The organism is Cedecea sp. B1(4) (assembly GCF_059414925.1).
Genome location: NZ_JCAHMZ010000002.1, coordinates 23,908 through 38,225, shown reverse-complemented (window position 1 = coordinate 38,225; position 14,318 = coordinate 23,908). Strand labels below are relative to the sequence as shown.

11 protein-coding genes are annotated in these 14,318 nt (G+C 53.5%); 6 read left to right on the top strand and 5 right to left on the bottom strand.

The window, feature by feature from the left end; genetic code table 11:
* The first annotated feature begins 183 nt into the window (after positions 1–183).
* From puuD to ACR6JA_RS03565, 4 genes are all read left to right on the top strand, one after another.
* Positions 184–948: a gamma-glutamyl-gamma-aminobutyrate hydrolase gene (gene puuD, locus ACR6JA_RS03580; RefSeq protein ID WP_008454959.1), complete on the top strand. Its 765-nt coding sequence runs from the start codon at positions 184–186 to the stop codon at positions 946–948.
* A 25-nt stretch (positions 949–973) separates the two neighbouring features.
* The gene (gene puuR, locus ACR6JA_RS03575) at positions 974–1,531 is read left to right on the top strand and encodes an HTH-type transcriptional regulator PuuR (RefSeq protein WP_008454961.1); all 558 of its coding nucleotides are present in this window, start codon (positions 974–976) and stop codon (positions 1,529–1,531) included.
* A 137-nt stretch (positions 1,532–1,668) separates the two neighbouring features.
* Positions 1,669–3,162: an aldehyde dehydrogenase PuuC gene (gene puuC, locus ACR6JA_RS03570; protein ID WP_494492890.1), complete on the top strand. Its 1,494-nt coding sequence runs from the start codon at positions 1,669–1,671 to the stop codon at positions 3,160–3,162.
* Positions 3,159–4,439 (top strand): NAD(P)/FAD-dependent oxidoreductase, encoded by a 1,281-nt coding sequence (locus ACR6JA_RS03565; protein ID WP_213712416.1) that lies wholly within the window; start codon positions 3,159–3,161, stop codon positions 4,437–4,439. The genes puuC and ACR6JA_RS03565 overlap by 4 nt, the downstream gene beginning before the upstream one ends.
* A 169-nt stretch (positions 4,440–4,608) precedes the next feature.
* Here the strand turns inward: ACR6JA_RS03565 and ACR6JA_RS03560 are convergent, their stop codons facing one another.
* From ACR6JA_RS03560 to ACR6JA_RS03545, 4 genes are all read right to left on the bottom strand, one after another.
* Entirely contained in the window at positions 4,609–7,269 is a 2,661-nt protein-coding gene (locus ACR6JA_RS03560) for a DEAD/DEAH box helicase family protein (RefSeq protein ID WP_494492889.1), read from the bottom strand.
* Entirely contained in the window at positions 7,259–9,184 is a 1,926-nt protein-coding gene (locus ACR6JA_RS03555; protein WP_349773462.1) for a phospholipase D family protein, read from the bottom strand. The genes ACR6JA_RS03560 and ACR6JA_RS03555 overlap by 11 nt, the downstream gene beginning before the upstream one ends.
* Positions 9,166–10,548: a hypothetical protein gene (locus tag ACR6JA_RS03550; RefSeq protein WP_213712419.1), complete on the bottom strand. Its 1,383-nt coding sequence runs from the start codon at positions 10,546–10,548 to the stop codon at positions 9,166–9,168. The genes ACR6JA_RS03555 and ACR6JA_RS03550 overlap by 19 nt, the downstream gene beginning before the upstream one ends.
* 383 nt (positions 10,549–10,931) lie before the next feature.
* Positions 10,932–11,357 (bottom strand): PaaI family thioesterase, encoded by a 426-nt coding sequence (locus ACR6JA_RS03545; RefSeq protein ID WP_494492888.1) that lies wholly within the window; start codon positions 11,355–11,357, stop codon positions 10,932–10,934.
* A gap of 310 nt (positions 11,358–11,667) precedes the next feature.
* Here ACR6JA_RS03545 and ACR6JA_RS03540 point away from each other — a divergent pair, with 310 nt between their 5' ends.
* The gene (locus ACR6JA_RS03540; protein ID WP_213712423.1) at positions 11,668–11,928 is read left to right on the top strand and encodes a YdgH/BhsA/McbA-like domain containing protein; all 261 of its coding nucleotides are present in this window, start codon (positions 11,668–11,670) and stop codon (positions 11,926–11,928) included.
* Between the two features lie 45 nt (positions 11,929–11,973).
* Here ACR6JA_RS03540 and ldtA read toward each other — a convergent pair whose 3' ends face one another.
* Positions 11,974–12,909 carry a L,D-transpeptidase gene (gene ldtA, locus ACR6JA_RS03535; RefSeq protein WP_494492887.1) on the bottom strand — a complete coding sequence of 312 codons (936 nt, stop codon included), beginning with the start codon at positions 12,907–12,909 and terminating at the stop codon, positions 11,974–11,976.
* Positions 12,910–13,068: 159 nt separating this feature from the next.
* Between ldtA and ACR6JA_RS03530 the strand changes: the two genes are divergently transcribed.
* On the top strand, positions 13,069–14,310 hold the full coding sequence (locus ACR6JA_RS03530) for a mechanosensitive ion channel family protein (protein WP_039304511.1): 1,242 nt from the start codon (positions 13,069–13,071) through the stop codon (positions 14,308–14,310).
* Positions 14,311–14,318: the final 8 nt, after the last annotated feature.

Here is a 14,318-nt window from a genome sequence, read left to right as displayed (position 1 = left end):
CGCTGATGTCGACCGTTAAATATAATGTCCACTCATCGACAATGGTGTGAAACAAAATGTTTGTCAAATGTTAATTTAAGTTTGCAAGACAGTTAAACCGCTGCTAAGTTGAGAAAATATTGAACGGAAATGGCCAACATGGAATCGTTTGGAAATAATTTAGTCCAGAATGTGAGGTTGATCATGGTCGATATATTTGACAAGCCGTTAATCGGCGTTGTGATGTGCAGAAACAGGCTTAAGGGTCATCTGACCCAAACATTGCAAGAAAAGTACCTGAATGCGGTATTGAATGCGGGCGGCTTGCCCATTGCCCTGCCTCACGCGCTGGCAGAGCCGGAACTGCTGGAAGCGCTGCTGCCAAAACTGGACGGGATCTTCCTGCCGGGCAGCCCCAGCAACGTGCAGCCGCACCTCTATGGTGAAAACGGCGATGAGCCTGACGCCGACCCCGGGCGTGATGAACTGAGCATGGCGCTTATCGCCGCCGGGCTCAAAAGGCGCATCCCCATTTTCGCCATCTGCCGGGGTTTACAGGAACTTGTTGTCGCCACCGGCGGGACTCTGTATCGTCGCCTGAGCGATCGTCCCGAATTTCTGGAGCACCGTGAAGATCCGGAACTCCCGGTGGAGCAGCAGTATGCCCCATCACACGAAGTCCAGGTTCATGAGGGAGGATTGCTTTCGCAGTTGATACCGGGCTGCAACACGTTTTGGGTGAATTCATTACATGGCCAGGGAGCGAAAACGCTGGGTCCGCTGCTGCGCGTCGAGGCGCGCTCGCAGGATGGTCTGGTGGAGGCTGCAAGCGTTCACGATCATCCTTTTGCCCTCGGGGTTCAGTGGCATCCGGAATGGAACAGTAGCGAATATGCACTATCGCGTTTGTTGCTTGAGGGTTTTATCACCGCCAGTCAGAACCACCTCGCTGAAAAGCAGCGGCTCTGACCACTACCGTTAAGGAAATGCCATTATGAGCGATGACGGCCTGGCGCCGGGTAAACGTTTGTCAGCGATCCGCCAGCAACTGGGTCTCTCTCAACGTCGTGCCGCCGAACTGTCTGGATTAACGCATAGCGCCATCAGCACCATAGAACAGGACAAAGTCAGTCCTGCTATCAGTACGCTGCAGAAGCTGCTGAAAGTCTACGGGCTGTCGCTCTCCGAGTTCTTCGCGGAACCGGAAAAACCTGATGAGCCGCAGGTCGTGATTAATTACGACGATCTGATTGAAATAGGCAGTCAGGGTGTTTCAATGAAATTAATACACAATGGGAATCCTAACCGTACGCTGGCGATGATCATTGAGACCTATCAGCCGGGAACCACCACCGGCGAGAGGATCAAACACCAGGGTGAGGAGACAGGCACGATACTGGAAGGTGAAGTGGTTTTGACCGTAAACGGCCAGACCTGGCACCTGGTTGCGGGGCAAAGCTATGCCATTAATACCGGCATGCCGCACAGCTTCAGCAACACCTCGGCAGGCATCTGCCGCATTATCAGCGCCCATACCCCCACCACGTTCTAATTATTTTCAGGCCTGAGTAATCAGGCCTTATTTCAAAACCTTTTTTAACAGGACTTATTTCCTGGGGCTTTTTGCAGCCCAAATTTGCCTGAAGAACCCAGTAAGGCCATTTATCCGATTGAATAAAAGGAGTCATCATGGACTTTCAGCATCTTAATTACTGGCAGGAGAAAGCCCAAAATACCTCGCCGGAAACGCGATTGTTTATTAACGGCGAATATTGCGCGGCGCAGGACGGCGAAACATTTAACACCGTCGACCCTTTTGCCCAGCGTGACCTTGCCGAAGTGGCGCGAGCCAAAAAGGCGGACGTCGATATTGCGGTGAAGGCCGCCCGTGATGTCTTTGATCGCGGCGACTGGGCACAGGCTTCCCCGGCCAAACGCAAAGCCGTGCTCGGCAGGCTGGCGGATTTAATGGAGCAGCATTGCGAGGAGCTGGCGCTGCTGGAAACGCTCGACACCGGCAAGCCTATTCGCCATAGCCTGCGCGATGATATTCCGGGCAGCGCCCGAGCTATTCGCTGGTACGCCGAGGCCATCGACAAAGTCTACGGTGAAGTCGCCACCACCGGCGTCAACGAACTGGCGCTGATTGTGCGCGAACCCGTTGGCGTAATTGCCGCCGTTGTGCCGTGGAACTTCCCGCTGCTGCTGGCCTGCTGGAAGCTCGGCCCCGCACTGGCGGCGGGCAACAGCGTGATCCTTAAACCTTCTGAAAAATCACCGCTGTCGGCAATTCGTCTTGCGGCGCTGGCTAAAGAAGCTGGCCTGCCGGACGGCGTGTTTAACGTCGTGACCGGGTTTGGTCACGAAGCGGGCCAGGCGTTGGCTCAGCACCCGGACGTGGACGTGATTACCTTCACCGGCTCCACCCGCACCGGCAAACAGCTGCTGAAAGATGCGGGCGACAGCAACATGAAACGCGTCTGGCTCGAAGCCGGCGGGAAAAGCGCCAATATCGTTTTTGCCGACTGCCCGGATCTGCACAAAGCCGCGGCAACCACCGCCGCCGGTATTTTCTATAACCAGGGCCAGGTTTGCATCGCCGGGACTCGCCTGCTGCTGGAAGAGAGCATCGCCGACGAGTTTATTGCCCTGTTGAAAGAGCAGGCGAAAAACTGGCAGCCCGGCAACCCGCTCGACCCGGAAACCACCATGGGGACACTGATCGACTGCGCCCACGCCGACAACGTTCACGGCTTTATTCGCGACGGGGAAAGCCAGGGCAAGCTGGCGCTCGACGGGCGGAACAACACTCATCCGGCGGCTATCGGCCCGACGATTTTTATCGATACGGCGGCGGATGCGCGTGTGGGCCGGGAAGAGATCTTCGGCCCGGTGCTCGTCGTTACCCGTTTCACCTCCGAAGCCCAGGCGCTCGCCCTTGCCAACGACAGCGATTATGGCCTCGGTGCTGCCGTGTGGACCCGGGATCTCTCCCGCGCCCACCGTATGAGCCGCAGCCTTAAAGCCGGTTCCGTTTTCGTCAATAACTACAACGACGGCGATATGACCGTCCCGTTCGGCGGCTACAAGCAGAGCGGCAACGGCCGCGATAAATCCCTGCATGCCCTTGAGAAATTTAGCGAACTGAAAACCATCTGGATTGCCCTGGAGCCTTCATCATGACTGAACATACCACCAGCTATTACGCGGCCAGCGCCAACCACTATGAGCCGTTCCCGCAGCTGAATGAATCCGTGACCTGCGACGTGTGCGTGGTTGGCGGCGGCTATACCGGCCTTTCGTCTGCGCTGCATCTGTCTGAAATGGGTTATGACGTGGTGCTGCTGGAGTCTGCGCGCATCGGCTTCGGTGCCAGCGGGCGCAACGGCGGGCAACTGGTGAACTCCTACAGCCGCGACATCGACGTGATTGAGCGCCGCTATGGCCCGGAAGCAGCCAAAATGCTCGGCAGTATGATGTTCGAAGGCGGGGAAATTATTCGCGAGCGCATCAAGCGTTACCAGATTGACTGCGATTATCGTCCGGGCGGCCTGTTTGTGGCGATGAACCATAAGCAAATGGAAACCCTCGAAGAGCAAAAGGCCAACTGGGAGCGCTACGGCAACACCCAGCTTGAACTGCTGGACGCCAGCGAACTGAAGCGGGAAGTGAACAGCGACCGCTACGTCGGAGCTCTGCTCGACCACAGCGGCGGCCATATTCACCCGCTCAACCTGGCCATTGGCGAGGCTAATGCAATTCGCCTGAACGGTGGGCGCATTTTCGAACAGTCCCCGGTGACCCACATTGAGCACGCCAGCCCGGCCATCGTCAGCACGGAGAAAGGCAAGGTCACGGCGAAGTACGTGATCGTCGCCGGGAACGCTTACCTCGGCAATAAACTCGAACCTGAACTGGCGAAGCGCAGCATGCCGTGCGGCACGCAGGTACTGACCACCGAGCCGCTGGGGAAAGATCTCGCCCGCTCGCTGATCCCAAAAAATTACTGTGTGGAAGATTGTAACTACCTGCTGGATTACTACCGCCTGACCGCCGATAACCGCCTGCTGTACGGCGGCGGCGTGGTGTACGGCGCCCGTGACCCGGCGGATATTGAACGCCTGGTGATGCCAAACCTGCTGAAAACCTTCCCGCAGCTGAAAGGCGTGAAGATTGACTACAGCTGGACCGGGAACTTCCTGCTGACCCTGTCTCGCCTGCCGCAGGTGGGCCGTCTGGATAAGAATATTTACTACAGTCAGGGCTGCAGCGGGCACGGCGTGACCTATACCCACCTGGCCGGCCGCCTGATTGCAGAGCTGCTGCGCGGCGATGCGGAGCGCTTCAATGCCTTCGCCAACCTGCCGCATTACCCGTTCCCGGGTGGCCGCACGTTCCGCATCCCGTTTACCGCGATGGGCGCGGCTTACTACAGTCTTCGCGATCGCCTTGGGGTTTAATTTGCCTTCGCTATTGTTCGAAAGACTCGGCCACGCTGAAGCTGACGAGCAATAACCCGACGCACGGAGCGATCCCCTCCGTGCGTTTTTTTCTACCTTCCCTAAGCCGCATCACTGCTGAACATCCTCACAACTTCAGGCAGTTTTCAGCAGCCTTCTCTGTTGAGCACTACTCCACGTCAAATTCTGCGGGATAGGGATCTTCAATAAGCCGGTCATCTGATGGCTGCCGTAACCAGCGCCGCCAGCCCTGCGTATCCGACTGTAAGTCTATCTCGCGGTCAAAATCGTGGGATTCGCAGCTATCCAGTTTCTCTTCAACACCGTGTTTATGGCGAATAAATGAAGCCAGCTGGTCCTGATCGAAGCTGCCTTCAAGATAAGGATAATTGATGCTCATCCTGGCCTCCCCCTGTTCCTGCAACAGCGAGTTGATGCGGCCAAAGAGACGGTCAACGCGCCCGTTTCGCTGCTCGTTGTCACCCGGCGTCCAGGCAATCCCATAATGGTGCACCTGGTGACAATGCAGATGAAGATTCACTCCCTCCTGCATCACCGAGGTCGCCACCAGAACGTTCGGGAAGAAAGGAGAATTAAAACCACGAATTAAGCGTTCGCGGTTGCCAGACTGCCCGCTGGCATACCATGCCGGGCTATTAAGGCTGGTTAATTCCCGCCAGCTATACTCGTTATTTTCCAGCTTCTGCCCAACAATTTTCACGCACAGGGTTTCAAACGTTCCAATGGAATCCACAAAGTAGCGCAGCATCAGCGAGTTTTTTAGCTTTGGCTTAACCCACTTAATAAAATGCTGGTAGCGCTGCTGAACATCGCCCCACTGTGCCTCGTGGTTACATTCAGTAAACCAACAATAAAGTTCTATCATCACCGGGCTGGCAAACAGGTAGCCGGTACGCAAATAGTTGGCAAAGTTTTCAATGATAGCCATCCCGTCAGGGCGGTCACACCATTGCACCAACTGCCGCTTTGCCGATTCAGGCAGGAGGTCAAACATCAATCCCCAAGCGGTGGGCAGCGGCCGGGTATATTTCACTCCGGGCATAGGCCCAGATTTTTGGGCGCGGGCGTCGCGAGCGGCATCTCCGTAGTTATCACGATGCCGGTCCCCTGACGTTTTACGATAATAATAGTGATATGCACCGTTTGTACCGTTCAGAGCCGGCTCCAGAAACAGAGAAAACAGACTTTCCGGGCGACGAAAACGCAGGCTGACATTAGTACAGTCGGTGCGGCGCAGGCCCGTATTTTTGATGACAAACAGGTCAGCAATTTTACTGAAGAGCTTTATCTCGTTATTGGGATCGGATTCATCTTCCGCACCCTCTTCCATCAAAGGATCGTCCAGATCCTGCGCTTCCCCATGTTTTCCGGGCTGGAGCTTAGCCAGCACCTCCCTGGACCAGGATGATCTCCGCCACTCCGCCTTTTCTTTCTCGGACAGTTTCCAGGCAAGCATTAACCGCTCTGCCATTTGTTCGTCGTAACGTGCATTTATACGTTGAGTAATTTCACGTACAGAGGGGATCCGGCGAACAAACACCAGATGTTTACTGCTGTCCAGCGGCACTTTGTGGTCGAACAAATCGTGCGCCATACAGGCTTTAACCAACGCATCGTATTTGGGGTGATCGGGGAAACGATGATAGATATCGTGAAACTGCCGGGTCAATTTGCTTAACAGCGTCGAGTCGTGAGCGTGGTTAAAATCCTCATGGATTCTTTCATCGCTATTTCCATTCTGAATTTGTTCTGCGCTAGCGGTACTCCCCGTTGACTCAAACCCTTCGAGATAACCGTAAAGCATGCGCTTATCACCCCCAGACTTTTTCTCCTTGTCCAGCTCCAGCACCAATTGCTTCTGGTAAAGGGCGAAGAACAACTCGGCATCCATCCGCCCCTTAAAATTCGCGGCGCTGGCGTGCTCATGGCGGTATTCATACTTACAGTGATTGCCCTCTTTGCCCTGCATTTTACGTAGGCGGCGGATGGCAAAATGCTTCATTAATGCCCGAACGTCGTTCTCATCAAAGCTTTTAGGGCGCTCGCTAAAATAGCTCAGGATGTCGAATATATTACGGGGTAGAGAGTGATTTGGCGTCGCCGTTAGCAGCAAAGCATTGCTGGCCAGCCTGTCCTGCTCATTGCCAAAGAAGGCCTCCGCCGCTACGGCACGCTGAGAATCACCCCGGTTACGAAAATAATGGGCCTCGTCGATAATAAGCAGATCAAACCCGTCGTCCCCCAGCGCATGCTTAATTTGCTGCCGATAATTTTCTGCATAATTCCTGGCAGCGTTGGAGGCATTTTCTTTTTCATCCAGGGGCACAAGCCCGCTTAATGAATGAATGGTCGTCAGGTAGAAGTGGTGTTTTTTTTGCTCTACGGCAGCCACCAGGTCCTCTAATCGCGGGTGGATTTGCGGAGCATACTTTTCCTCTCCTTGAGGAGAAGTAAACACATTGTTCACTGCCCGATAGTGCTGCCGGGTAAAAGTAGCAAACTCCGTTTTCCAGTTATTACAAAGCGTCGTGTTAGGAGCCATCACTAAAATACGCGCGTCGGGTTTTACCAGCCATAGCAGCATCATAACGCCCATAGCCTGGTAGGTTTTTCCCATACCGACTTCATCGGCAAGTAACGCCAGGCGATGCTTATTGAGTAGGTTCCAGAGCCCCGCCACACCTTCGGCCTGCTTAGCCGCCATGCTTGACGCCTCACGCTGGTATTCCCAATGTGGGTTTGAAGCATCGAAGTTCATTACGGCAGACACTTCAATCGGTGTGATGATTTTTTTTAACTTATTCGACATAGCCGCAATCCTTTGTGATGGCAGTGATGTAACTCAGGCTTTCGGCATCGCCCTCCAACCGGGGAGGGGTAACTTGCAAAGACTCCCACAGGTGGGGCGCCACTGTGATAGCGTCAGCTCCGCAGTGACGACGAATGCTGCCGACTCGTTTTTTTGCCAGCGCAGCCAGGCTGTTAACCTCCTGAGCCAGAAACCAGTCGAAGACGGTATTTTTCGCCAGCTCAACACGCTCTCTGGCCATTTCTGCCAACTCCTGCAGACAGCCAGGTTCGGTAAATAAGCAGCGATAAAGCTGAGCACCATTCTCCGTCTGCGCAAGCCAGTTCCGTCGTTGCTGAGTCGCCTGGAAAAGCCGGAAATAGCTGATTGCGTCCGAAGAGACTATTTCCTCCTCACCTTCACCCTGCATCTCATCCTGTGCGCCAGCGGCTCTCAGCATAAGTCGTTCACTCGCCGCAGGGTCTGCGGAACTCAAATAGCTATTCAGAAGATCGTCCAGAGAGGCGAAACTCAACGCACGCCGGTACTCAGTACCCGTTTCGACTATCATACCCTGCCAGTCCGTTTTGCCCTCCGTTCGCAAGGAATAAAACGGGCTGTTCAGCACGGCGTCGCTCTTGAGGACAACCAACTTTTGCGGGAGCTTAAGTTCGTTGCCTCTGGCTTTCCATACTAGTTCCACCGGGCCATTAATACCCGGCAACAGCAGCTGATAGACCTCATTTTTCCTGGAGCCGAACCATTTTCCGGTAATCTCATATTCACAACGAGCCCAGTTAAACATCACGGTAAGATCGAATGGAGGCAGATCCCCCGGTTCCAGTTTCTCTTCTTCCAGCAGTTCTTCACTGGCAAAATCATCGGCATCAACAGCCCATTCGTCGGTGCAAATCTGGGTGTTACGGGGCACTTTATGAACAATACCGGCTTCCACATTCCAGCCTGTTTTTTCCAGACTACAGCAGCCCTGTAGGGTGAAATTCCAGGAGCCAATGGCCAACCTTTTACCCGCGCTGCTTTCCGCCAACCAAAGCTTGGCGTGTGTCATAAGGGTACGGTTATCTCTGGCAACCGGGGAATGGAAGAGCGCAAGTCTGTTATCGGCTATAAGCGCCTGAAGTTGGGCATCCCATCGGGTGCGAATATAACGGCCGTGGACAAGATCGGGCACCAGCTCAAACCTCAAATCAGGCTCTTCAAACTCATCAATGAAACCGGACAGGTCTTCTGCAAGATACGGCGACCAAACGCTGAGTACCCGCAATGATTGTCCGTTGGCCAACGCTTCGAATAACGTCTCTCCCCCCAGACTGTGTATAAATGACCAGTCATCATCCTTGCCGACAAATTTACGGCGAACAGGGAAAAAGTCGTCATGAGCCAGAGCGCTATCCGTATAGATGAAAAATTGTTTCACCTGCTGATATTGCTGGTTGTTGGCAATACAGCGGAAATCCACCGCTTCCTGATTACGCCCCCAGCCGCTGAGGGTCAGGTTAGCGCTCCCGGCACCCACAACGATTTTTTTATCCTCGTCTTCAAGGTAAAAAACTTTGGGATGGAACAGGCTGCTATTTTCATTCAGGTACTTCGCAAGCGGCGCCTCACCCTTTGCAAGTTCGCGAACTGAAACCGGATACACGGCTACGGAAGTGCGCTTGGGCTTATCTTTTGCCATCATCCGCGGGTCGCAGTAAATGCGGAAGTCGATACCGCTTTCATTCATCGCCCGCTGTAGCGCCTCGTAATCCATGCGGCTAACGGGCGGGTCTATCCCCAATACAGCGGGCAGAACCCAGGTTTCAACAAAGGCGATATCCAGGTTGAAGGTCGTCAGCCAGACGTGCTTCAACTTACCCATCTGCGAAATCTGTTTTTTGAAGGCTTCTAATAGCTTCATGCTGCGTTCCCCCACAATCCACTCAATAGGTGCCGGAACTGCGGCAGGTAATAACGGTTCACCCAATCGCTCTTCGTACGCTCAGCATCCACCTGTAACGGTGGAACCTGCAAAGAGAGGTTATCCCCTTCCAGTATCAGCCACGGGAACTGACCGCGTGCTGCCATCAGCGCCTGGTGGTAAGCCAACAGGCCACGCACCTGCTCTTCAAGCTCTGGCGCGCTAGCCAGGGTTAAAAGTTGTTGAAAACGCCAGGCTGGCGTACCGCTAAGCGAGGCCAGAAGCTCATTATCCTGCTGTAATTTGGCTGCCAGTTGTGGGAGATCTTGCGCGGTAAGTTTGTGCTGATGCCAGAACTGGCTGAATGATGCTAATGTCTGACTGCTTTGCCGGCGCAGGCCAGAGAACATAAGGTCGATAAGCGCCAGGAACGGCTCAGCCCGGCTAATATGCTGCAGCGCCATTCGCTCATGCTCATCTATTTCCGGCATTTTCTCTGCAATCCGAATAGCACAACTAAATACTTCCGCGGTGGAAAGTTTCGACTTGCCCTTCCGTTCCTGCTTCAGAACCTGATAAATCGCCCCTGCCGCATTTTTATTCAGCTCTGTTCTGTGCAACCAAAACTCCTGCGAGTAGTTTCCTACCGTTTCAGGATCGCGGAATGCCTTCGCATAAGCGTTTTTCAACACGGCAGGAATATTATCCCAGGCAGGCTCGAGACCGCTTTTGTTAGAGACCTGCATCAGCGACGTTAAATACGCTAACGCCTGCGCACGTAATTTTTTCAGTTCCGGCACGCTGTTTATAAATGCTTCTGCGGCCTGCCAGACAGGTTTATTATCCGGGAGATCGTAGCAGTATTCGGTTGAGAAAAACTGCATGTTCATCATTGGCGACTTGTAGCGCCCGTTAGTCCCGAGAGCCAACTGGTTTGTCAATAACTCACTGTTTTCATCATGACCAAATAGTATCCTGGGGTTATTATTTGTCGCATTCCACTTTGGTCGTGCTTTGTTGATGCCCTGCACGCCGGTCAAAGTAACGCCTTTTTTTTCTGCCCCAATCATCGAATAAATGTAGATATTCTCAAGGTGAATCAGGCAGGCTGCAGTGAATTCCCTCACCTGTTTTTTCGGGTACGCTTTTCTCATCGCGCCCGCGGTTTGCAGTCTTTCATCCGACATGATCTGCCGCATTACGCTGTGATGCAGCAGATTCAGCGTGTACTGCCGCACATCATTAGCGATAGAGGTAATGCGGCTGCGAAAAATGCGCTGCCCCCAGGATGACCAAATAACCAATTGCCCAAGTGGATCTATATTCAACTCACCTGTCAGCGAGTCATCGTATTCGGTAAGAAATTTATCTATGTACATCTCGTGGACTCAATCGTTAAAACCTGTGGGACTGGCAAGGCCCAATATATGCGCTACTGGTGCCCGTCATAGTACAGCCTTTCCATTTATTCTTATCGGCACATGAAAAGAAGAACTTAACTTTGTACATTTTTAATGCAGGATTGTATCCGGTATAGGTTCAAAAGATCATTAACTCAATATTTTTGCATTCCATGAATAGCTGAACAAGCCACCAAAAAAGGCTGCAGACAAAATAGATTTTGCAGTTTCATACGTTAAGCAATTTATGCTTATGATTGTTTTATAAGAAAAGATTGCGTCCTTTACTTCACTCATAATCAAATAGAAATAATATCCCCCACCTAAGTATTTCTATGTGAGGGTTTTTATATATGAATCTCTTAGCGCCCCTGAGCTTTGTCACCCCGCAGCGTCATCACCGTACTGTGAATCACCGCCGCCATTTTGCCGTCCTCTTTTTGAATCTCGCAGCAGTAATGGCTGATGGTGTGGCCCTTGTGCACTGGGAATGCCTTCGCCGTTAATTTCACCTGTGACTTCAGCATTGAGTGGGTAGTGCCGATAGCCGCATCTGCCAGCTCACACAGCATGCCACCGTGAACCGTGCCTTGTTGATTGCCGTGAAGCGCCACGTCTGCATTCAGGCCTGGCGTGGCGCAACCTTCGGCTACATCCAACAGTTCAAATTTCAGCAACTGCAATATCGCCGTCGGGTACTTCATGTGGATGATGTCATCGGCTGAAAGGCTGTTATTGAGCCTCTTTCTAAGATACTCCAGCACCGAAAGTGGATTGTTTTCCAACATGCTTCTCCTGTACGGGTCAGTCCCTTCTTTGAAGGGTGGAATAATCCTGGCATATACCGCCCGGTCCGTTGCGCTGATAGCACGGAATACACCGCCCGTTGAGCGCGAAAACTTCACGTTGCCGCAGATTAATGAAAGAAAAAACTAAGCTGGCTGATATTAATTTACAGTCAATAACACCCGGATATTACCAGCCAGAATTTTTGAAAGTCTTCATCAATAATGCCGGCTGTTCATTGCCCGGACGGCAACCTAACATGCAACGCATCAACCGAAACCTTGTTTAATTATTCACATTGAGAGATTTATTATGATGCGTAAACTGATTAATTCCGCCCTTGCCCTTACCGTATTTACCGCCCTTAGCGGTACGGCTTTAGCCGCCACCGAAGTCCAGTCAACCACCGCGGGCCAGCGCATGGGCTATGTTTCAGTCACCGGTGCCACAACGCTTGACGAGGCCGTTAACAAACTTGCCGATAAAGCCAGCCAGGCCGGGGCAACCGCATTTAAAGTCACGTCAGCAGGCGGAAATAATAAACTTTACGCTACGGCAATATTATTCAAATAAAAGAAAAGCTCGCAACACGCGAGCTTTTCTTTTTCTTACTGATTATTACAGTCGCCCTGTTTCCGTGGCGGCTGAATTTATTTGGACCGGCATACCCGAGCGGCGATTAAGTGCTTCACTCACCACATCCGTATTTACACCTGAAGCCTGAGTTTCGCTACGCAATAAGGTGGTCATCGGCAGCGGCACTTTCTTGTCAGACTCAAACTCCGAGCGGTTGCGCGACAGCGGCTCGTGAACCTCCAGCCAGCGCTTGCCGTCCGGCTCAGCGGTCACCTTCACCGGCTGGTCGATGAGCTGAACGCGGGTCCCGACCGGCACATTATCGAACAGGAATTTGATGTCGTCGTTGCGCAAGCGGATGCAGCCCTGGCTGACGCGCAGGCCGATGCCAAAGTTGGCATTGGTGCCGTGGATGGCGTACAGCTTGCCGATGTAAATGGCGTACAGGCCCATCGGGTTATCCGGCCCCGGCGGCACAAAAGCCGGCAGCGTTTTGCCCTCTTTGGTGTATTCGCGACGGGTATTCGGGGTTGGCGTCCAGGCCGGGGCATCCTGTTTGCGCTCGACGCGGGTCACCCAGTTGCGCGGCGTTTCGCGCCCCGCCTGGCCAATACCTATCGGCAAGATTTCTACGGTATTAGTGCCCTTCGGATAATAATAAAGGCGCATTTCCGCCACGTTCACCACAATCCCTTCCCGCACGGTATCCGGCAAAATCACCTGCTGCGGAATAACCAGCTGCGTACCGACTTCGGGCAGGAACGGATCGACCCCCGGATTAGCCTCCAGCATATTGCTGAACCCTTGCCCGTACTGAGCGGCAAAGTGTTCCAGCGGCTCTTTGTTCCCCTCCGGCACGGTGATCGTCAGAGGCGCGCCCACCAGGCGGCTGCCTTCCGGTGGTAAAGGATAGGTCACGGCCATCGCACTCTGCGTGACCGCCGCCAGGGCAAATGCCAGCGTGGAGAAACGAATCATAATTTCCCTGTTAGTTAACATGATGTGAATGCATTAAGCATAACCGCCCTGAGACAATTCTGTAAGGATCGCGCGTTAATATGTCTATTAATTGTACAGCCGGGTTGCGGCCGCGGACCGCAGAGGGCATGATGTCCTCTTGTTTTTAAAGGAGACGTTATGCAGGAATTGATATCCGCCCTCGAGCAATACGGCATTCAACCCGGCCACACCACTTCCCTGATAGTCATTTTCGGCATCATTTTTCTTACCGCGCTGGTGGTGCATTTTATTCTGCACGGCATTGTTCTGCGTGCCTTTGAGAAGCGCGCGCAGTCCAGCGCCAGCCTCTCTTTGCAGATAATCACCCAGAACAAACTGTTCCAGCGGCTGGCATTTCTGCTGCAGGGCATCATCGTTAACGTTCAGGCGGTGCTGTGGCTGCAAAAAGGCAGCGACGCGGCTACCATTCTGACCACCTGCGCCCAACTGTGGGTCATGCTCTACGCGCTGATGTCCTTCTTCTCGCTGCTGGACGTGATCTTCGGTCTGTCGGGGAAATTCGCCTTTGCTTCTCAGCTGCCGCTGAAAGGCATTTTCCAGGGCGTGAAGCTGCTGGCCGCGATTGTCGTCGGCATCATGATGGTTTCGCTGCTGATCGGCAAATCCCCGGCAATATTGATAAGCGGTCTCGGCGCGATGGCCGCCGTACTGATGTTGGTGTTTAAAGATCCGATTCTCGGCCTGGTCGCCGGGATCCAGCTTTCTGCTAACAGCATGCTAAAAATGGGCGACTGGCTGGAAATGCCGAAATACGGCGCGGACGGGGCGGTGATCGATATCGGCCTGACGACGGTCAAAGTCCGTAACTGGGACAACACCATTACCACTATCCCAACCTATGCGCTGGTGTCCGACGCGTTTAAAAACTGGAGCGGCATGTCAGCCTCCGGCGGGCGGCGCATCAAGCGCAGCGTGAACATCGACACCACCAGTATTCGTTTTCTGTCGCAGGAAGAGCAGGAGAAGCTACTTAAAGCGAAACTGCTACAGCCGTATATGGCGGAGCGCGGGAAAGAGATCAGCGAGTACAACCAGCAGCACGCCGACGACTCGGTGCTGAACCAGCGCCAGATGACCAACGTAGGCACCTTCCGGGCCTATCTGAATGAGTACCTTCGCAGCCACCCGCGTATTCGCAAAGACATGACGCTAATGGTGCGCCAGCTTGCTCCTGAAAGCGAAGGATTGCCGGTGGAGATTTATGCCTTCACCAACACCGTGGTTTGGGCGGAGTATGAAAGCATTCAGGCCGACATCTTCGACCACATTTTTGCCGTGGTGGACGAGTTCGGCCTGCGTATTCATCAGACGCCAACCGGCAACGACATGCGGGCCATTGCCGGGGCTTTTGAGCGCTAAACGGCGCT